Raw genomic sequence first — 19,664 nt, 5'->3', positions numbered from 1 at the left:
AAGACACATTTATTGAATTAGCCCAAAAATTTAAAGCCCGTTTCTGTTGCACCAGAAACGGGTCATTAAAACTAAAACTACAGTACAAATCCATAGTTCCATTCTGATGAAAAACAAATTACTCCAATTTTTTGAATTGCCTGCCCTTGTGCCCAAATTTTTGGTCGCGATTACTTTATTACTCTACTGCTCAACCAATATTAATGCGGCCAACGTTCCATTAAACACAAACATCGATCAGCAAAAATTAACAGGAACGGTTCTTGACAATACAGGAATGCCTTTACCGGGAGCTTCTATTATGGAAGTAAATACCACCAATGGGGCCTCCTCTGATTTTGATGGTAACTTTGAACTTAATGTTTCTCAATTACCTGCGGTAATTAAAATTTCCTATATAGGATTTACCACTCAGGAAATCACCATTGAATCTTTGGCCCCGATCCAAGTTCAATTACAAGCAGATAATAATGCACTTGATGAAGTGGTTGTCGTAGGTTATGGTGAAACCAGCCGAGAAAAACTTTCTACCGCAGTTAGCACGGTCAACACTGAAAATTTAGAACAGAGACCCGTAGCCGACGTTACCTCAAGTCTTCAGGGTCTAAGTCCCGGACTTAATGTTACTCAAAGTACCGGTAAAATAGGTGCAGAACCTCGTATTAACATCAGAGGTTTTACTTCTATTAATGGCGGAACACCACTGATTCTTATTGATGGTATAGAAGGAAGCTTGAGCAACCTCAATCCAAGTGATGTTGAATCAATCAGTGTTTTAAAAGATGCCGGAGCCGCCGCGATCTATGGAGCGCGAGGTTCCTTTGGTGTGGTCTTAGTAACCACTAAAAATGCGGATAAAGGTAATGTTCAAGTGAATCTGGGAGTGACCACAGCTATTAACTCCCCAACGATGAACACCGATTTTCTTACTGACCCTTTTAAAGCAGTTTCCATCGTGGATGAAGCTTTTAGAAATAACAGCGGAGCGTCTTATACCGGTTATACGGAAGAAGATATGCAGGCGCTTTATGAAGTTTCCCAAGACCCTTCTCTAGCCCGTGTCATTATTGACCAGCGCAATGGGCGTGATCAATATGTGCACTACGGCTATACGGACTGGTGGAATACTTTTTTCAGAAAGACCTATCCAACACAAATTTATAATGCTTCTGTTTCCGGAGGTTCTGAAAAAATCAAAGCTTATTTCTCCTATCGTAATTTTCAATCTCAAGGAATCCTGAAAGTTCAGGACGACTATTACGATAAGTACAATTTACGTGGCAAAATTGATATCAAAGCCACAGACTGGTTATCGTTCTCTAACAATATGCAGTACAACAGCTCAGAAGATCTGGAGCACAGTGGTAGCCAATATGGAAACTACAGCAACCTTTGGGGAAGTTTAATATGGGTGCACGCACTGCCTTCCTATGTTCCTGTAAATCCTGATGGAGGTGCCTTATGGCGTACGGAACTGAATAACTATACGATTGGTGACGGTGTGTATGCCGGACTATTACAAGGAACCACCAAACAGCAAACCAATAATAATGAGTTTAGTAACATCGCTTCTGTAGAACTTAAACCCATCAAAGGGGTAACCTTAAATGCAAACTATGCTATCAGACGTAATGAGTATAGCAGGTTTCAACGCTCGACCCGTATCCCCTACTCTATTTATCCTGAACAATTGGATCTTATGGGAAATGATTACCTTAATGAATATCGAACTGAAAGTAAATACGATGCGCTCAACGTATATGGCGAGTACAAAGGTTATTTTGGAGATCATAATGTAAAAGCTACTATTGGTTTCAACCAAGAAACGTTCATCACCAAAAGCATCAACGCCAGTAAGCAAAATTTAATTTCAAATGACTTAAACTCCTTAGGACTGGCAACATCGAATCCTACTACCTCTGGTAGTGCATCAGAATGGGCGCTTCAAGGTTTATTTTACAGACTATCCTATGATTATAAAGATAAATATGTAGCTGAGTTTAATGGTAGATATGATGCAACATCACGTTTTCCATCTGCCTATCGATGGGGATTCTTCCCATCCTTTTCAGGGGCTTGGTTAGCAAACAAAGAGCAATTTATTGAAAATGCCACAGGAGAAACCTTTGACCTGCTGAAATTCCGTGCTTCTTATGGTTCTCTAGGAAATCAAAATATTGGTAACTATGCCTATTTTCCGACTTTACCTAATGGATTGTATAACTACGTGCTTAATGGAAGTCGTTTAAACTATATCGAATCTCCAGCCTTAAACCCTAGCGAGATCACCTGGGAAAAAGTAAGTACGCTTGACTTCGGAGTTGATGTAGGGGTTTTCAACAACCACTTGTCTGCTTCTTTTGATTGGTTTCAACGAGATACCGAAGGAATGCTTTCACCCGGGGCAACACTACCTAGTGTTTTAGGTACTGCTTCTCCTTTAGAAAATGCTGCCGATTTAAGAACCAAAGGATTCGAACTTTCAGTGAGCTATAATGACTATTTTGAATTAGCTGAAGATACGTTCAGCTGGTCTGTAACTGCGAACCTTTCCAACTCAAAAACCAAAATAACCAACTTTGATAATCCTAACCGTAGCCTGGTAGACTTTTATGAAGGGATGACCATCGGGGAACTTTGGGGATATCGCATAGATGGACTTTTTCAAACCGAAGAAGAGATTGCCAATCACGCAGACCAGAGTTTTGTTTCCAATAGAATCACATCCGGAGGAGGGCTACAACCTGGCGATGTAAAATACAGAGACCTTGATGGTGATGGCTATATAGGAGAAGGTGAAAATACCGTGGACAATCCTGGAGACCGTGAAATTATTGGGAATTCTGCTCCGCAATATTTATACAGCTTTTTGGCTAATGCAAATTGGAAAGGCTTTGATTTTTCCGTGTTCTTTCAGGGTGTAGGGAAACAAGATTGGTATCCTAATTCAGACTCTCGAATGTTTTGGGGACCTTACAACAGACCCTATAATTCTTATATCAGAAAAGATATGGTAGACGATATGTGGAGCCCAGAAAATACTGATGCTTACTATCCCCGAAATTACGGTTATATCGCGCTTGGTGGTTCTTTAGAAAAAGTAAATGATCGCTACTTGCAAAGCGTGGCCTATCTCAGACTTAAAAATCTGACCTTAGGCTATACACTTCCTGACGGACTGATATCAAAAACCGCTGCGACGAAACTGCGTATCTACTTTAGTGGCGAAAACCTTCTGACCTTTTCTAAACTGACCGATTATATCGATCCGGAAGCCGCAAGTGCTTCTGTGAATTTAAACAGTCCCTCTACCTCTGCAAATCGAGGAACAGCTCAAACCAATCCATTTTCAGAAACCTATTCTTTAGGCTTATCTCTTAAATTTTAAAAAACATCCTTATGAAAGTTAAACATATACTCGCCGGTTTGCTTGTTGCAACCAGCATCAGTTCGTGCAGTGATGATTTTTTAGACAAGCAACCGCTATCTGAAATTACTGCTGAAACCTTTTTCAATACCGCTAGTGACCTTCAATTGTACACCAACGGGTTTTACCGGATGTGGCCAAGTACTTCCATCTACAACGGAGAAGCGAGTACAGACAATATTATACAAACCGAATTGAGTGAAGAAATGCGTGGCGCACGGCTAGTACCTACAACCGGAGGCGGTTGGAATTGGGAATATTTGCGTGACATCAATTTCTTTCTTCAGGAATACGAAAAATCTGATGATGAAGCAGCTAAAGCCCATTACGGAGGGGTAGCTCGCTTTTTTAGAGCACGGTTTTACTTTGATAAGTTTCAACGCTTTGGCGCTTTACCATGGTATAACGCTCCCATAGCTCCAGACGATACTGAAGCTCTTACCAAACCTAGAGATTCAAGACAGTATGTTGTTGATAAAATGCTTGAAGATCTAGACTGGGCCATTGAAAACCTTAATGAAGAGCAAAATACATTTGAAGTGAGTAAGTACACGGCTTTGGCCTTAAAATCAAGGATCGGACTTTATGAAGGAACTTACGAGAAATACAGAGGGATTGACGGTTATGAAAAATACCTAGAAGCCTCTGTAGCTGCATCAACTGCATTGATTGAAGATTCTCCTTATCAGATTTACAGCACAGGAAATCCGGAACAAGATTATCTAGAGCTTTTTAATTCACAAGATGCCAATGAAACTGAGGTGATCTTAGCACGTGCGTATTCGGAAGATCTCAATATTGGTCATAATGTAAATTACTACACCACGACAAGTTCGTATGGTCGTCCAGGTATGCCGAAAGATCTTGTAAATAGCTATCTGAATGCTGATGGAACGCGTTTTACAGATAGAGCAGGCTATAATCAACTGTCCTTTACTGAAGAAGTTCAAAATCGAGATCCTCGTTTAGCACAGACGATACGCACCCCGGGATATACCCGAAAAGGACAAAGTATCGAGTTGGCTCCTAATCTTGGAGCTACAGTTACCGGTTATCAAATCATAAAGTATGTGACCGAGCCGGTTTATGATACCAATGGGCAGTCTATTACTGATCTTCCGATCTATCGTTTTGGAGAAGTGCTCTTGAATTATGGAGAAGCTAAAGCTGAATTAGGAACGCTATCTCAAGAAGATCTCAATAACTCCATCAATTTACTAAGACAACGCGTTGGTATGCCTGATTTGAATCTGGATACAGCAAATGCAGCACCAGATTCGTTTATGGCAGCTCAGTATCCCGGTGTAACCGGAGCAAATACTGGTGTTATTTTAGAAATAAGACGAGAGCGACGCATTGAATTGTATATGGAAAACTTCAGATGGGATGATGTGGTGCGCTGGAAAGCCGGCCAAACCCTTACCCAACCTATTCGAGGTTTATACTTCCCCGGACCCGGTGAATATGACCTTACCGGAGATGGTGCTATTAATGTCGTGCTTTATGAAGGAGAACGACCAGCGAATCCAATAAGCGGAATTCAATATTATCGCTTAGATTCAGATTTCACCTTGGATATGAATGGATTGATTGATCCTCATCCGGATTTTAACAACAGAAGTTTTGATGAAAATAAGGATTACCTGTACCCTATACCACGTATAGAATTACAACTCAATCCTAATCTGGAACAAAATCCTGGTTGGAACTAATGAGAACACTAGTATCTATTGCATTTGCACTGCTCCTATTCAGCAGTGCAAATGCTCAGAAAAGCAAGAGGGAACTTGTAATAAGTTCGTTCAATATACGCTATAATAGTCCTGACGATGGAATCAATATTTGGGAGCAGCGAAAAGACTGGCTTACCCACAGTATTCGGTTTCATCAAGCAGACCTTATTGGTACCCAAGAAGTCACCCATACCCAACTTTTGGATATGGAAGTACTCCTACCTAATTACGCGCACGTAGGTATAGGTCGCGAAGGTGCAACTCAAGGAGAGTACTCTGCGATTTTCTATAAAAAAGAGCGCTTTGAAGTTTTAGATAGCAATACCTTTTGGCTTTCAGAAACACCAGATGTTGTTGCTTCCAAGGGTTGGGACGCGGCTTTACCCCGTATTGTAACTTGGGCTTTATTTAAAGATAAACACTCTGGAGTAAGCTTCTTTCACTTCAATACGCATTTTGATCACCGAGGAAAACAAGCTCGAATAGCAAGTGCAGCTTTACTTACTCAAAAAATTAAGGAAATTACCGGAACCTCCCCAGTGTTACTTACAGGTGATTTTAATAGTTCGCCTAAAACTGAGGCTATCGCTACCCTTTTAAGCTCCGGATTGAAAGATCCGTATCTTAATCTAGATGCAGATCAGATCTATGGTCCCGAATACAGTGCTAATGGATGGGATGCGACAGGAAGAACCTCAGATAGTAGAATAGATTACATATTCTACTCGGGAGGGGTGCAACCCTTAACTTTACAAATTTTAGATGGACAACGCGGAGAGCGCTATATCTCTGATCACTTTCCTGTGATTGCTAAAGTTGAACTTTTAGAGAACTAGTAGCTTTACCTAATGAACCCGTACAACACTATGCATACAAAAATGACTAAAGGGATTATCTTCAAGATAACCCTTTTTTTATCCTCTTATCCAATGCTTTCTCAAGAGGGCTCCACGGCTACTTTTGAAAACTCCTCCAATCAATTGAAGGTCTTAAGCTATAACATTCATCACGCGAATCCGCCGATGCATAAGGACAGTATAGATCTCTCAGCCATCATTCAAGTCATCAAAGATAGTGATGCAGATCTCGTTGCTTTACAAGAAATCGATTCCGATACGCAGCGCTCGGGCTCAGGAAACCAAGCCCAAAAGATTGGAGATGCCCTGGGAATGCAGGTATTCTTTGGTAAGTCAATAGATTTTCAAAACGGAGCCTACGGTGTTGCTATTCTTTCTCGATTCCCTATTATAGCATCTAAGGTCTATAAACTTCCTTCAAAACCTGAAACTCAAGGAGAACCTCGAGTTTTGGCGCTGTCATTGATCCAGTTACCGGATGCGCAAACCATTTGGTTTGCAAGTACCCATTTAGACTCTCAAAAAGAAGATACCAACCGGATCTTACAAATAGCAGAACTATTGAATATCACTACCAATTTAAACCAACCTGTGCTGGTGGCTGGAGATTTTAATGCTGTAGCAAACAGCCCAGTAATTGCCTCACTAGACAGCGTATTTACAAGAACCTGCTCCTCTTGTCCACCCACAATCCCCGTAGAAAATCCGTCAAAGGCTATTGATTTTATAGCATTTAAACCAAAGTCTTTTTTCAGACTGAACAATCATCGCGTCATTGATGAACACTATGCGTCAGATCATTTACCGGTATTTGCCAATTTTCAATGGTAACCTGAAATAAATGTATTTTAAAATAACTAACTCACGCCGTTGTATATAGCAGTATGCTATTTAGTGAGTACCAAAGCCTCACCCTATGGGTATACAAGTACCCTCCTTTATATTTAAAATTCAACATTGAAGATTCAATATTGTTTCTTTTATGTGCTTCGCTAAAACGCTCTTTTCCTTTAAGTGTAGATGAACACGCCGTTGTATATGCTTGTTGCATTTGGTGAGTGCCCGTGACCTCACCTTACGGGTGCACAAGCACCTCTTATTTTGTTCAAAGTCTTGAGTTGAGGAATTATGATTCTTGGTATTAACCCTGAACTAGTTATGAGAATCCATCAGAGTAGACTTCACGGAAGTGAGCGTCCAATTATCTGGCACTTTGATCATACATTAGAAAATCTAAGTGGAAAACACTCTTACAGTTTAGTGGTCATACTTTTAGGTATTAAGTACTAATTAAACAAGTAAATCCAAATGGTCCTAGAGAGCCTGAAATTAAACGTACTGGTCACAAAGGCTATCGCAGCAATGATAAGAAAAACCAGTAGAGGCGAAAGATCCATAACCATCCAAAAAAGTACGAGGCTGGCTATCATTTCGGCAACGGCAATAGCATAGCTAACAAACATGGCGCCAAAGAAGAAGCCGGTTTCCTTTTCAAATTTATGATTACAGGTTTTGCAACGCTCATTCATTTTAGGCATACGTAATAAAAAAATATTACCCTTTGTTTTAAAAATAGAGCCTTCTTCACAATTGGGACAGGTTCCTTTAAGAATATTTATAATAGTGTTCATGGTAACTGAGATTTACTTAGCAAAATTAGGGCAGCTTGTTTAATACCCACATTAACCATTTACGTACATTTTTGTACTTTTAAGACATTTCTATGAAAACCCCTGTTCTCAATATAGACCAGTTTAAGCCTGCAGAACTTGCAGATGAAGTTTATGTAAATCGGTTTTCCGATCATTTGCTGAAAAACAAAAACTTGATTAGCAAGCCTCACAGTCATGACTTCTACTTATGTGTTTTTTTTACCAGAGGTAATGGTATTCATGAAATTGATTTTAACACATATGACATAAACCCGGGAAGTGTCTTTTTTATAAAACCTGGCCAAACTCATTTCTGGAAGTTTGATGAAAAACCTCAGGGTTATATATTTTTTCACAGTAAAGCCTTTTATGAGATGTATTCTTTAGTACATCAACTTGAGATTTTTCCGTTTTACTATCCATACCATAATGTGTCTCAAATACATATCGACTTCAAAAACGAAGTGCAAGCACTCTTTGAAAATGTTTTGGATGAATATGTAAATACTCGGATTTTAAGAGAATTAAAACTTCTAAACGGGATCAACGCTATTTACATACAGCTCACCCGAATGTTTACATCAACTATTGATTTAACAAAGTATTCCAAATCGGGTTATTTTAAAATTCTGGAGCAGCTTGAACAGGCAATTAACACCTATTTTGAAAAGGAGAAATTACCTCGGTTTTATGCAGATTTATTACACATTACACCCAGACACCTAAATCGTGTAGTCCACGAAACTCTTGATAAAACCACTACTCAATTGATTGCAGATCGAGTTATACTGGAAGCCCGGAGACTCATTGTACATTCTGAACGTTCACTTTCAGAAATTGCAGAATGTCTTGGATTTTCTGACTATGCTTATTTCTCTAGATATTTTAAATCAAATACAGGGTTGAGTCCATTAGCTTTTCAAAAGAGGTATGAACATATCAGCAAGCATTCGTAATGAGGTGGTTTACCGACGCCATAATGAAGATTTGTGAATGGGGAGTATTGATTTAGAATGACAGTAGCTTTTAGCAAAAAGCTAAATAAATGTAATTTTTGGCTTATCACTGTCTTTTTATTCAAAAGCATATAAACTCTCTTTCAATTAAAAAAACTCACGCCATTGTATATAGCTGTATACTATTTAGTGAGTGCCCAAGCCTCACCTTACGAGTATACAAGTACCCTCATATTCTAATCCAAATTCAAGATTGAAGATTCAATATTGTTTCTTTTATGTGACTAACTAAAAAACTCTTGTTTTCTAAGTGTAGATGAACACGCCGTTGTATATGCTTTTGCATTTAGTGAGTGCCAGTGACCTCACCTTACGGGTGGACAAGCACCCTCCGATTCTATTCAATATTTAAGATTGTATAAATTCAAGATTGTTTGGTTTATGCTTTCTCATTTTAAAAGTAAGCCCACGCGTTGTATATGCCCCCGCGGCATTTCGTGAGTGTCTTTGAACCTCACGTTATGGGTATACAAGTACCCGCTATTATTGTTCAAAATTCAAGGTTTTGAATTCAATATTTTTTATGCAATTGCGCATTTCTCGCCTCATCCCCCCGCCCTTCTCCCGCCAGAGAAAGGTGCTTGATGTAAACTATTAATTAACCTAATCTAACTTATTCCTATGCTTGCATAAACATAAAACTCTATTTTAATGAGCTTATCCTAGCTCTCCTTTTGTATTTACTATTAATACGCATTGTTGTTAACTACAGCCGTATTTGGAACACTCTATAAACTTTATAGAATAGCATTTGTGTTCCTTTTCTTTTGCCTTGATGCAAAAGAAACAATCCCGAAGCTTCGGGACAAGGCTTATTTTTACATCCTTGAAAACTACGCAAATCCCTTTGCCTGCGGATAGCAAACCGCTGCGGTATTTACTTGTTTTACTACAGATCTAAAAAATAGGCCGCTTTTTGAATAAGAATTATGAACACGTATTTTAATCTATGACCAATTCAATTCCTGCTTTTTTGGCTTTGTATTCTATTTTTTTAATGAGTTCGTAATAGTTCCAGTTTCTAAGGACGAATTGGTTTTCTTTGGCGGCTTCGATCTTGGCTTCCTGATTTATTAAGATCAAGGTGCCGGCTTGATGTTTGACACAAAAGTCTATGAGTCTTCTGCTGTAGACGTGTAAGCGCTGATTGACATACTTGGTTTCTTTGTTCTTATATTTTTCCACCGCTTTAAGCTTGCGGGTGCGGCCGTGACCACCGCGAGAATTGACGGTTCCCGCCAGGGCACGCTTCCGCGCGGCTTGGATGGCTAGGCGACGATACAAAAATTCTTCTTTGGTCCCGATGTTTAACCTTTTGCTGCCTACCTTGACGCTGATGGGGTGCTCCAGCGATAAGGAAGCTTCTGCAATGACCTCCGGTTTTAAGGCGTGCTGCTCTTGCTCGATATCAAACACGGCCAACCAAAAGATCTTTGTATCTGTCAGTTTGATCTCTGAGGTGCGTAGGCGCACCTCCCCTTTTACCGCCCGATGCAAAAGGTCCCGCTTATCGGAAAAGTCCCTGCCCAGATAGGTGCAAAAGGGAATCTGAAATAAGCGAAAGCAAAAGGCATTACGCTCGGGATCGTGCTTGAAGCCCCACATACAGCGCGCAGGAAACGGAAAACCAATATCCCGCCTAAAGTTTTTAAGGGAGCGCTCGCCTTTCCAATATTTGGGTTTGTTTTTATTGAAGCTGCTTTCGAGGTTGCGATTGAGGTTGGATAAGATCTCCATCGGGATCTCTCCCTTAAAACGGTCTGCGATCACCCGGTAGGTCGTGTTGATGCGCGAGCGGTTTAAAATACCGTCTTCCTCTTTTTTTTGATCGGCTAGTTTGTATTGGATGTCCTCGGTCAGGTAAAAGAACTCCTTGATCATTTCCTGGCAGTATAAATGGGTCACGATAATGTTGGCCGCTTTAAAGCAGCGGTTTTGCCATTGGTAGAGTTTACCAATCGCTTCTTTACGCTCTTCATAGGTAGGCAGATCTACCTTGAGTTGGATCTTACGGGTAAGGCTTAAGGTCTTGTTGTTCATCATCAAGCAGATTGTAAGTGTTCGTGCTGCTGTAAGAGCTTATAGGCCTTGGTAAAGGCGCGGTGTACTTCCTTTTGAGAAAGTTGGAGTTCGTTAGCGATCTGGGCAAACGAGAAGTGCTGCTCACAACGAAGAGCAAGTACCCGAGCTTCCTGAGCGGTCATCTGCCCTACTTCATCTTCTTTTTGTCTAGCTTCCTGAGGTTGGAGTACATAGCCTTGGTGCAGGATGTTTTTGATCTCTTCGATGGTGTGCTGGAGTGTATTACTGGTTTCTTTGATGCTGATGCCCAACTGCTCGGAAATGGTTTTATATTTAAAACCGTGTTGCAAGCAAAGTTCGATAAGGCGTTGGCGTTGGGCACCCAAGAGGGGTAACACCTTAATCACCTGCTCATACTCCTTTTGCTGCTGTTGTTGGTCTTCTAGATGTACGTCTACCGCTGTGGGGTCATAGCCTAGCATAAAGGTTTGGTAGTTGTCTATCTTTTCTAAAGCATAACACTCCCGGTTAAACTGATTTTTGGGCCGCGCATAATACCATTTGCACTCGTTGGAAATGACGGTATAGAGAAAATTGACCAGATGTTGTGGAGACTCGATGCTTTCGCGTTTTTCCCATAGCGTGAGAAAAGTGTCCTGTACCAAGCTTTCTACCACAAAGACATCTTTGATCAAACTCCGCCCCATCCAATAGATCTGCCGATGGTATTGGGTATAAATGGCTTTGAAGGCCCTAGGGCAGCCGTGTTTGAACCCTGTATAGTGTTTGTCTGCTGAAAATCGTTTCATTCTTAACCCGTTTTAGTTCTTACATAAGCATTAGTTTAGGGGATTCTTGGCTTGCTTGTAGGCATAGGGGTACCCGGCAATTTGCCAATGTTAAAATTGGGGTGTGGCAGCTAACCTTCATTAAGGAAGAAACACGGCTTGAATGTTGAGAAGTGCTGAGAAAAAGAAAAGGCGCAGGTCTCAACTTATCGAATCGTGGCACTGGTATACCTGTACACAATAAGTGAGAGCCCACGCCCGGGTCGTGAGCATCCCTGCTTATCCTCTCGTGTACTAAAAATTACCAGTTTTCGATTCGAGATTCAAAGCGAATGCTTCTAATATGTTACTTAAAGAAGTTTCGCAAATATATAATTATGAGGTAAATATAAACAAATATTTGAATGTAGTCTCATAAGACTACAGTTTTTATATTAAGATTCTTCACTTTCATAGCTAATTACCAGTTTGATATGAATGAAGATCAGAAAAAACGCCTTCTCTTAGAGTTTGGAAGGATTGTCAAATTCCACCGAACCGAAAAGCTGAAAATCAGTCTAAGAGACCTTGCTAAGAAATGTGATGTAGAACATAGCGCAATTGGTAAAATTGAAAAGGGTGAAATAAAAATTCAATTACCAACTGTTTTTGAATTAGCTAAAGGTTTGGAAATACATCCTAAAGATCTTTTTAATTTTGATTTTCCACTGGAGGAAACAGGTAATTAATTTTATAGTCCTTTCATAAGCTCTTCATACTCTATCCATACTCTATCTATGCTTTATCTATGCAGTATCCTCGGGTGAACCTGGAAGTTGCAGGATATCTCTATCTGAGCGTCGTTTAGCACTGATGGGGCTATACACTTTTAGGTGTTAATCCTGAAATAGCTATACATTTTATTAGATTATAGAATTGCGTAAAGTACTTGTTACTTAAATGTCTATTTTTATAGAAACAACACAATTTTGTTGTTATACTAAGTAGTATGCAATTTGACAAAACCAATGAAACAGCTTTTTCTAATCCTATTTCTTCTCCCTTTTTTGGCTTGCAATTCCAAAAAGGATCGTGCTGCTTCTAAAATCAAAAACCCAAATCCAGAGCACGTAATTCAAGAAAAATTAAGCGGAAAAGAAATCGTGGCAGAATTAGAAAATTTGGGTTATTTCAATCTGACCAACACATCTGAATTGGATACGGTTAAAGCCGTCTTTCAAAAAGCGTACACGGACTTAAACTTCTTTCAAGGACCCATGCGTGGAGAAACCCTGCATTTTATGGACAATCGCTATCAATGGGTAGATTGTGAGGAACTATTCGAGATTGGCGGATTAACTGAATATTTAATACAGGTAAAACCAACTTTTGAAAAACTTGGACTTGAATTAAAATTCGAGAATGAACAAAACGAACAAGACCAAAATAGTTGGAAACACAGCATTGAACTCAACGGGATTGAATATACAGCATTTGATGGGCAATTTTCCGACTTGGATTGGGGTATCGCTTACGTGAATTTTATAGAAATGTTGAACGCTGAATTGAGAAGACAAAATTCAGAAGAGCAGTTTTATCCAATACATTGTGGAAATGATGGAATGTTTGTTCTATTAACACCAAAACAGTTGGACTTTGTAAACCGGAATTATCCAATGGACCATGAACATCCAACAACAATGAGCAATTGGAAAAGTAGCAATGGAATATAAAAAACGGCAAACCACACCAATTCATCACAAATAGCGATCTATCAAATAAGAAAGAGTGACTATAAAAAGTAAAACCGACAACTCCACGTCCCCTACTTCACCAACTCGCGATAAAGTGACTGTTGTAAATCTATTGTACACCATTTAACAGACACTATGAATTTCAAATCAAGTTTCGGGAAAACTTTAAAAAATGAGATTGGAGATTTATCTGAAAACATTTTGAATGACCAATGGAAAAGTCAAATCCAATCTACAGAACCAAAAAGTTCAGGAATTCTGGACTGTGGAGAAATTATTTCAGGGTTTTTAAAACAGGACGAATTTGGTTGTGCATTTGAACATTTAACTTACGTGATATCTGAAACAGAAACTAATTTAACCACTGAACAATCAAACAGAATTAAACAGTTAAACTGTAAATTGAATTCATAATATTATTTCAAATGAGTTGGGACATTGTACTTTTTAATTCAAAACAGAAAATTGTATCCGTTGCGGAACTTGACGAAAACCAACTCGAGCCAACTGATTTTAGCGGAATTTTGGAAAGCTCATTTGACCGAATAAAAAAAGACAATAATCACAGAGAACTAATTGGTCCTGATTTTACGATTGAATTCTTTTGCTATAATGAGTATTCAAGCAACTTAATGCTTTCGTTGTACGGAGAAAACGCAATTTATGCCTTGATTGAAGTATCGAAAAAGTATCATTGGCAGATTTATGATACTGGAACCGATGCAATGGTCGATTTGGAAAACTCCACTAAGAACGGTTTTAATAACCACAAGAGATATGTTGAACAGCTAAAAAATAAATAAAAACATCACTCAACACCATATCTTAGGAAAAGCCTTAGTCCAGTTCTTTAAAGTTGGTTTTTATCCAAAAGCTATAAAATATAATCAGTAAATTTCTCGAGGTACAGACTCTATTTTAACTTGGAATGCATGATACGAAAAGAACTTCTTTGGTTTTTTGGAACCCTTAGTTTAAGTTTATTGTTTCACCTCTTCCTTGATGGGTTTGACAGCTTTACCGCCGATTCTACTTTGGATATCAATATACACGATACGTATTTTGTAATTTCTGATATCATTTTTTTCACGGTATTGAGTGCGCTACTCTTCTTTTTTGTTTATCTCCTTCGAATGCTTTGTAGCAATTTTAAAAATTTATATGCCAATTTTGTTTTTATAATTGCGTGTGCCTTAATTGTTTTGATACTGACAAGTAGCATTTCTTTGATTCAATCTATGTCGAACGTATTTGATGCCAGTACACTCAATGTTCAAACTCATTCCCTGCGAAGTACTATAGGAAATGCCTTGATCCTGATAAACGCCTTGCTGGTGCTATTCGCTTCCTTTGTTGGGTTTAAAACCGGTTGGAATTATAAACAGAATAAACACTCTCCCTAATAAAGAACCCTATTATACCTAACTCCTTAGACTAAAATAAACCTAGTACTCTCAAAACAATAAACATTCTTTATAAAATGTCTATATTTATCAAATAAAGACATAAGACTATGAATATTAGTTTCACTAAAAAACAGGAAGAATATATCTCTGAACAAGTGGCTTCAGGGGAATATCAAAATAACAGTGAGGTTATTCGAGATGCTTTACGGCTTCACGGTATTTATCGAGAAAAAGTCATACAAGATTTACGAAAAGAAATTGAATTGGGATGGGACGGTCCGGACAGCACGATGACCATGGATCAACTCATCGAAGCAAAGAAAAATCCTTAATGCGCTACATCCTTTCTCAAAAATCTCAAGAGGATATTGAAGCTATTTATGAGTTTGGGCTGCATAAGTTTGGTGTCTCTCAGGGATTGCAGTACTTAGTTGAGTTGCGCAATCATTTTGAGCTTCTCGCCACTAATCCTGAGATCGGAAAACAACGTAATGAAATTAAGCCTGGACTCTACAGTTTACCCTTTGCTTCTCATATCATCTTTTATCGAATACTTGAAAACCATTTAAGAATTGTAAGAGTATTACACGGAAGTAGGGATTTGAGAAGATTTAAGTTAATTGATTAATGGCAAACAGTAAACACGCTCACTTTAGGTACAACGTTTTAGATTATTGCTTTCAAAACTTACAACTTTCTAAAGCTGAACTTCTTTCCTATCTCAATGATAGACTTGATGAGAATTATGATGGAGAGCAAATAAAATTACGTCAACTGGACTCTGACCTTGATGTTTTCCGCCGTGAAGCAGAAGGCTTTAATGCTCCTCTACCTCCTAATATTCGGACGTATAAATATTCCGATCCTGAATTCTCTATAGCTAAAAAACCTTTACTTGAATACGAGCAGTATTTGGTTGATGCAACGCTTAAATTATTAGAAAGATTCGAAAACCATCCTAGATACAACAAGCTTGCAGAGGCATTAATAAAATTTCAAGATGAAGAAGAACAAGATAGTGGCCTATCCCAAATCTTATTCTATGACCATAATGAGGAATACAAAGGAATAAGGTTACTTAAACCCTTGTATCTAGCTATTAAAAAAAAACAGGTGCTACAAATTAGTTTTAGAGGATTTAAGGATGAGTCTTCTTCAGTGTTCGAATTTCATCCTCACATATTAAAGCAATATAACCGGAGATGGTTTGCTTATGGTCTGAATAAGACTAAAGGGATTGAACAATGGAGTATCCCCTTAGATGAAAGACTTTTGGATTTTGAACCACTAGAAGAACTAATCTATGAAGAGTCTAAAACAGATTGGAAAACCTTCTTTAGGACAATGGTTGGTATTAGAAGACCTCAGGAAGCTAATGTTCAAAGAGTTGTCTTACGTTTCTTCAACGGCCGAGAAAATTATTTTAAAACAAAACCTTTTATAGCTGACTTCGACGAATTTTTTGAAGGAGATAAAAAAGATCAGGTATGGTTCGATAGCATAATAAATTTGGAGTTAATTCAGCAGATAATGTCATATGGTAAAGATGTAGAAGTTTTAGAACCAAAGGAATTGAGAGTTCTTCTAAAAGAACAATCTAGTCAAATGAAAGTGTTATATTTTGAATAACTATGCAAATATTATGCATAGTTTAAAAGTTTATTTGCAGTGTTGAATTTCGAAGAGTACATGAAAGAAGATAATTATAGAGATAGTGCTGAAGTAAAAATGATTACTAATCAAGTTTGGAAATCAATGAGTTTACTACGAGGTATATTGCCTGTAGAACATCATCACGTATATCTTTTTTTATTGTCTGCTTATTACGATGGAATAATTAAAAACGTTCATATTGATTTTTCCAACAGTCTATGTAATTATATTTTTTCTTCCTTAGAAAGTGAACAAAAATATTCTGAAATTTTAAATGTCTATATACCTATCCTTAAGAGTATCCCAGAAGAAAGACTCAATGAGGTACTACATCAATTAACGATGTTTAATAATGAAATCCTAGATCGATATTTTGATGAAATTTTTGATGATCTACTTTTTAGACTCGCAGATAATCAAGGTAAATATTCAGGAGAATTTTTACTTCCAAATGAAATAAGCAAGTTTGTAGTGGAAATAGCAGATATGCCTAATTGGGCATCAGTTTTTAATCCATTTGCTGGTTTAGCTTCATTTGCAACACATTTGAACAAGAATCAAAATTATTATGGTCAAGAGATCGTTAGTTCTACTTGGGCTTTAGGAATGTTACGCTTAATGAGGCTACATAAGCATACTCAAATTAATTATCGAGTTGAAGACTCTATACACAATTGGCCAGGAACAAATAATTTTGATTTAATAATATCTAATCCTCCTTTCAATTACAAAATTGACCCATATATAGCTCATTATTTTGGTAGAAAGAAAATGACCGCTGAAACCTATGTTATATGCAAAGGTTTAGAATCTATAAATTTTGATGGAAAAGTTGCTTGTATTGTTTCACAAGGAATGCTTTTTAGAGGTAGTGATGATCAAAGACTTCGAGAGTCTTTAGTAGAACAAGGATTAATAGAAACAATTGTTTCTTTGCCTAGTGGTATGCTAAAACACACTGGAATTCCTATTTGTATAATGATTCTAACAAGAAAGAAAAATATAAATAGAACTATTAAAATGATAGATGCCTCTTCTTTCGTTGAAAGTAAAGGTAAACGTGAGAAAAGACTTGAAACAAATAGATTGTTAGAACATTTATATAAATTCAGTCGATCTAAAGCAGTAGTTGAAGTACCAATTGAACAAATTAGGAAAAACAATTATAATCTAAATGTTCAAAGATATTTCGTTGAAGATTTTAGAGGTGTTCCACTTATCAAAGTTGTAAAAAGAATCAGTGGAAAACGCGTAGGTAAAGAAAAAACACTAATAGGCAAATTTATTCGTACAAGTAATCTCAAAGACAATGATGTCTCTTATCAATTAGATTTAAATGAGATTAAAGAAAGAGAACTTCCATCTCATTCTATCAAGATAGAAAATGACTGCATCCTTATTTCTACGAGATGGAAGTCGCTTAAGCCTACTTTATTTGAGTACAAAGGAGAGCCGATTTATATAGGAATAGATCTCCTAGCTATAAGAGTGTATTCTGAGAACTTTGAAGTCAATCCACACTATTTAATCAGCGAACTAAGATCACCAAACGTTCTCAAACAAGTCTCAGCGTTTCAAAACCCCGGAGCTATAACCTCATTAAATAGAGCTGACTTTTTCGCAATAAAGATAGCTTTGCCATCCATTGAAGAACAAAAAGCTAAGGTTCAGGGAATTCTAGAGCTATCTGAAAAGTTCAAAATACTTCAGCAAGAACGCAATGCGTTAGCACACGGAAAACAAGTAAAAAGTTTTGATGAGTTTGCGTCTCTCAAACATTCACTCGGAGCTCCTAGACAGAATATTTTATCAAATACAAAAAGTCTAATACGATTTTTTGAAAACAATAATTCTGAAGCTTTTTTAGAAGTTAAAAAAAATTATAGGAGTATGTACGGGAATAATCTAACCGAAGATATAGGTCAAATTAAAAATGATATAAACCATATTAGTTCAATTTTAGAAAAAGGAGAGCAAGGTCTAGTGTTAAGTAATTTTGAATTAAATGTAATTTCTCTTAAAGAAATAAATAGCCTTTTGATGAACTTAAACAAGTCATCACAAAATTTCACCCTTCATTATGACAAAGCATCTCCTGAAGAAACAAAAGGGAAAGCTATAAAGGCTAACCTTACACTTTTTGAAATACTGTTAAATAACATATTAACAAATGCGAGTAAGTACGCTTTTGAAGATGGAAATGTGATGAATTTATTAGTAATTGAACTTAAGGTTACAGAAGATTTAATGATATTGGAAATACGTAACAATGGAAAGCCCTTTCCTCGAAACTATGATAAAGGAAAATTTAGTGCTAAATACACAACTGCAAATCCCAGTAAAGGAACTGGTTTGGGAGGTTACGATATTAATAGAATAGCATCTTATTTTGATAACGAAGAATGGGAACTTATTCTTAATAGTGAGGAAGTATTTCCAGTTATATTCAAATTTAGTTTCCCAATAATACCAATGATAAATGAGTAAGAAATATAATGTCCTGTGGATCGATGATGAGCATGAGTCTATGAAGGCTTTACACAAAACCGCAGTTGATTTTGATATAAAGCTTTTTCCATATAAATCTATGAATGGCGGATGTTCTGAGTTTGAGAATAACACATCAAAATATGATGCTGTCCTTTTTGATGCAAAGTTTTTTGAAAATGAAACAGATCAGCCCGGCTCTGAAGATACCAAATGGGTTCATCAGGCTAAAGATAGGATTAGGGACCAAGACAGGTCAATAGCTTTCATTGTTCTAACAGGGCAGGCTGAAACATATAATTCAAGAGAGTTTAAAAATGCTTTTCCTTATGTTTTTAATAAGGGCGTTGAAGAAGATGAGGATAATTTATTTAATCTACTAGTTGAAGCTTGTGAAAACAGAGAGATAACGCAATTAAAGCACAGTTACTTTGAAGCTTTTGAATCATTTAACTTAGGTATAGTTTCAAGTAAATATGAATCTCTCCTTATTGATATTACTCAAGCATATGTCAATAACGATTTTAGAAAAGTAAATATTAATGTGCAAAGAGATCTACTTGAAGGTATTTATGTATCACTTAATAAAGAAATACCCTGTATTCCCGATGCCTTGTTTAATGATAAAGGTCTACCTATTCAAGAACATTGCACTAAATATATGGAGGATAGAAATATCGATGGCCATAAATTGAATAAAGAAGTTCCACAGGTTATTAAATCTGCATTTAGAAAACTTAAAGAATCTACAAACGAATATTCGCACCTCTCTGACGAGACGATTGTAAAAATTCCTTTTTTAGCTAATACCTTTTTATTTATGGAGATTCTGGAGTGGTTACCAGAATTTGCACAAACTCATTACAACAACTATATATAAAATAAGCAGG

18 protein-coding genes are annotated in these 19,664 nt (G+C 37.4%); 15 read left to right on the top strand and 3 right to left on the bottom strand.

The features are described 5' to 3' along the window. Positions 1-106 precede the first annotated feature (106 nt). The 4 genes from MED217_RS05870 to MED217_RS05855 all read left to right on the top strand — a co-directional run bounded on the left by MED217_RS05870 (position 107) and on the right by MED217_RS05855 (position 6,848). Entirely contained in the window at positions 107-3,388 is a 3,282-nt protein-coding gene (locus MED217_RS05870) for a SusC/RagA family TonB-linked outer membrane protein (RefSeq protein ID WP_009779567.1), read from the top strand. 11 nt (positions 3,389-3,399) lie between these two features. After that, a complete protein-coding gene (locus tag MED217_RS05865; protein ID WP_009779566.1) occupies positions 3,400-5,139 on the top strand; it encodes a RagB/SusD family nutrient uptake outer membrane protein in 1,740 nt (579 codons plus the stop codon). Then, on the top strand, positions 5,139-5,996 hold the full coding sequence (locus MED217_RS05860; protein WP_009779565.1) for an endonuclease/exonuclease/phosphatase family protein: 858 nt from the start codon (positions 5,139-5,141) through the stop codon (positions 5,994-5,996). Before MED217_RS05865 ends, MED217_RS05860 begins: the two co-directional genes overlap by 1 nt. Before the next feature lie 93 nt (positions 5,997-6,089). After that, positions 6,090-6,848: an endonuclease/exonuclease/phosphatase family protein gene (locus MED217_RS05855; RefSeq protein WP_050759347.1), complete on the top strand. Its 759-nt coding sequence runs from the start codon at positions 6,090-6,092 to the stop codon at positions 6,846-6,848. Between the two features lie 455 nt (positions 6,849-7,303). On the opposite strand, the gene MED217_RS05850 is transcribed toward MED217_RS05855, so the two are convergent. After that, entirely contained in the window at positions 7,304-7,648 is a 345-nt protein-coding gene (locus tag MED217_RS05850; RefSeq protein WP_009779563.1) for a DUF983 domain-containing protein, read from the bottom strand. Positions 7,649-7,740: 92 nt separating this feature from the next. On the opposite strand from MED217_RS05850, the gene MED217_RS05845 reads away from it, so the two are divergent. Then, positions 7,741-8,625, top strand: coding sequence for an AraC family transcriptional regulator (locus tag MED217_RS05845; protein WP_009779562.1), 885 nt, complete (start codon positions 7,741-7,743; stop codon positions 8,623-8,625). Positions 8,626-9,627: 1,002 nt separating this feature from the next. Here MED217_RS05845 and MED217_RS05840 read toward each other — a convergent pair. Together MED217_RS05840 and MED217_RS05835 are read right to left on the bottom strand one after the other, a co-directional pair. After that, a complete protein-coding gene (locus MED217_RS05840) occupies positions 9,628-10,725 on the bottom strand; it encodes a hypothetical protein (RefSeq protein WP_040533284.1) in 1,098 nt (365 codons plus the stop codon). Positions 10,726-10,727: 2 nt separating this feature from the next. Further along, on the bottom strand, positions 10,728-11,516 hold the full coding sequence (locus MED217_RS05835; protein WP_009779560.1) for an RNA polymerase sigma factor: 789 nt from the start codon (positions 11,514-11,516) through the stop codon (positions 10,728-10,730). Positions 11,517-11,968: 452 nt separating this feature from the next. Here MED217_RS05835 and MED217_RS05830 point away from each other — a divergent pair, with 452 nt between their 5' ends. The 10 genes from MED217_RS05830 to MED217_RS05785 all read left to right on the top strand — a co-directional run bounded on the left by MED217_RS05830 (position 11,969) and on the right by MED217_RS05785 (position 19,654). Beyond that, positions 11,969-12,223, top strand: a complete 255-nt coding sequence (locus MED217_RS05830) for a helix-turn-helix domain-containing protein (protein ID WP_009779559.1) — start codon at positions 11,969-11,971, stop codon at positions 12,221-12,223. A gap of 279 nt (positions 12,224-12,502) precedes the next feature. Then, the gene (locus MED217_RS05825) at positions 12,503-13,207 is read left to right on the top strand and encodes a hypothetical protein (protein WP_009779558.1); all 705 of its coding nucleotides are present in this window, start codon (positions 12,503-12,505) and stop codon (positions 13,205-13,207) included. A gap of 156 nt (positions 13,208-13,363) precedes the next feature. Continuing rightward, positions 13,364-13,642 (top strand): hypothetical protein, encoded by a 279-nt coding sequence (locus tag MED217_RS05820; RefSeq protein ID WP_009779557.1) that lies wholly within the window; start codon positions 13,364-13,366, stop codon positions 13,640-13,642. 11 nt (positions 13,643-13,653) lie between these two features. Beyond that, positions 13,654-14,031, top strand: coding sequence for a hypothetical protein (locus MED217_RS05815; RefSeq protein WP_009779556.1), 378 nt, complete (start codon positions 13,654-13,656; stop codon positions 14,029-14,031). Between the two features lie 129 nt (positions 14,032-14,160). Beyond that, positions 14,161-14,631, top strand: coding sequence for a hypothetical protein (locus MED217_RS19100; RefSeq protein WP_009779555.1), 471 nt, complete (start codon positions 14,161-14,163; stop codon positions 14,629-14,631). A 110-nt stretch (positions 14,632-14,741) separates the two neighbouring features. Beyond that, positions 14,742-14,966: a type II toxin-antitoxin system ParD family antitoxin gene (locus MED217_RS05805; protein ID WP_009779554.1), complete on the top strand. Its 225-nt coding sequence runs from the start codon at positions 14,742-14,744 to the stop codon at positions 14,964-14,966. After that, positions 14,966-15,262 (top strand): type II toxin-antitoxin system RelE/ParE family toxin, encoded by a 297-nt coding sequence (locus tag MED217_RS05800; RefSeq protein WP_009779553.1) that lies wholly within the window; start codon positions 14,966-14,968, stop codon positions 15,260-15,262. The genes MED217_RS05805 and MED217_RS05800 overlap by 1 nt, the downstream gene beginning before the upstream one ends. Continuing rightward, a complete protein-coding gene (locus MED217_RS05795) occupies positions 15,262-16,263 on the top strand; it encodes a helix-turn-helix transcriptional regulator (protein ID WP_009779552.1) in 1,002 nt (333 codons plus the stop codon). Before MED217_RS05800 ends, MED217_RS05795 begins: the two co-directional genes overlap by 1 nt. Before the next feature lie 60 nt (positions 16,264-16,323). Then, positions 16,324-18,774: an N-6 DNA methylase gene (locus MED217_RS05790; protein ID WP_009779551.1), complete on the top strand. Its 2,451-nt coding sequence runs from the start codon at positions 16,324-16,326 to the stop codon at positions 18,772-18,774. Next, complete coding sequence (locus tag MED217_RS05785; RefSeq protein WP_009779550.1) at positions 18,767-19,654, top strand: hypothetical protein; 888 nt, start codon at positions 18,767-18,769, stop codon at positions 19,652-19,654. Before MED217_RS05790 ends, MED217_RS05785 begins: the two co-directional genes overlap by 8 nt. Positions 19,655-19,664: the final 10 nt, after the last annotated feature.

It is taken from the genome of Leeuwenhoekiella blandensis MED217 (genome assembly GCF_000152985.1).
GTDB classification, from domain to species: domain Bacteria; phylum Bacteroidota; class Bacteroidia; order Flavobacteriales; family Flavobacteriaceae; genus Leeuwenhoekiella; species Leeuwenhoekiella blandensis.
This window is presented reverse-complemented; position numbering and strand designations above follow the sequence as displayed.

Excerpts from the sequence above, each read along its gene's own strand:
- MED217_RS05850 (WP_009779563.1), bottom strand. The coding sequence starts at position 7,648 with ATGAACACTATTATAAATATTCTTAAAGGAACCTGTCCCAATTGTGAA.
- MED217_RS05835 (WP_009779560.1), bottom strand. The coding sequence starts at position 11,516 with ATGAAACGATTTTCAGCAGACAAACACTATACAGGGTTCAAACACGGC.
- MED217_RS05825 (WP_009779558.1), top strand. The coding sequence starts at position 12,503 with ATGAAACAGCTTTTTCTAATCCTATTTCTTCTCCCTTTTTTGGCTTGC.
- MED217_RS05840 (WP_040533284.1), bottom strand. The coding sequence starts at position 10,725 with ATGAACAACAAGACCTTAAGCCTTACCCGTAAGATCCAACTCAAGGTA.
- MED217_RS05790 (WP_009779551.1), top strand. The coding sequence starts at position 16,324 with ATGAAAGAAGATAATTATAGAGATAGTGCTGAAGTAAAAATGATTACT.
- MED217_RS05855 (WP_050759347.1), top strand. The coding sequence starts at position 6,090 with ATGCTTTCTCAAGAGGGCTCCACGGCTACTTTTGAAAACTCCTCCAAT.
- MED217_RS05815 (WP_009779556.1), top strand. The coding sequence starts at position 13,654 with ATGAGTTGGGACATTGTACTTTTTAATTCAAAACAGAAAATTGTATCC.
- MED217_RS05785 (WP_009779550.1), top strand. The coding sequence starts at position 18,767 with ATGAGTAAGAAATATAATGTCCTGTGGATCGATGATGAGCATGAGTCT.
- MED217_RS05820 (WP_009779557.1), top strand. The coding sequence starts at position 13,364 with ATGAATTTCAAATCAAGTTTCGGGAAAACTTTAAAAAATGAGATTGGA.
- MED217_RS05830 (WP_009779559.1), top strand. The coding sequence starts at position 11,969 with ATGAATGAAGATCAGAAAAAACGCCTTCTCTTAGAGTTTGGAAGGATT.
- MED217_RS05860 (WP_009779565.1), top strand. The coding sequence starts at position 5,139 with ATGAGAACACTAGTATCTATTGCATTTGCACTGCTCCTATTCAGCAGT.
- MED217_RS19100 (WP_009779555.1), top strand. The coding sequence starts at position 14,161 with ATGATACGAAAAGAACTTCTTTGGTTTTTTGGAACCCTTAGTTTAAGT.
- MED217_RS05795 (WP_009779552.1), top strand. The coding sequence starts at position 15,262 with ATGGCAAACAGTAAACACGCTCACTTTAGGTACAACGTTTTAGATTAT.
- MED217_RS05800 (WP_009779553.1), top strand. The coding sequence starts at position 14,966 with ATGCGCTACATCCTTTCTCAAAAATCTCAAGAGGATATTGAAGCTATT.
- MED217_RS05805 (WP_009779554.1), top strand. The coding sequence starts at position 14,742 with ATGAATATTAGTTTCACTAAAAAACAGGAAGAATATATCTCTGAACAA.
- MED217_RS05845 (WP_009779562.1), top strand. The coding sequence starts at position 7,741 with ATGAAAACCCCTGTTCTCAATATAGACCAGTTTAAGCCTGCAGAACTT.
- MED217_RS05865 (WP_009779566.1), top strand. The coding sequence starts at position 3,400 with ATGAAAGTTAAACATATACTCGCCGGTTTGCTTGTTGCAACCAGCATC.
- MED217_RS05870 (WP_009779567.1), top strand. The coding sequence starts at position 107 with ATGAAAAACAAATTACTCCAATTTTTTGAATTGCCTGCCCTTGTGCCC.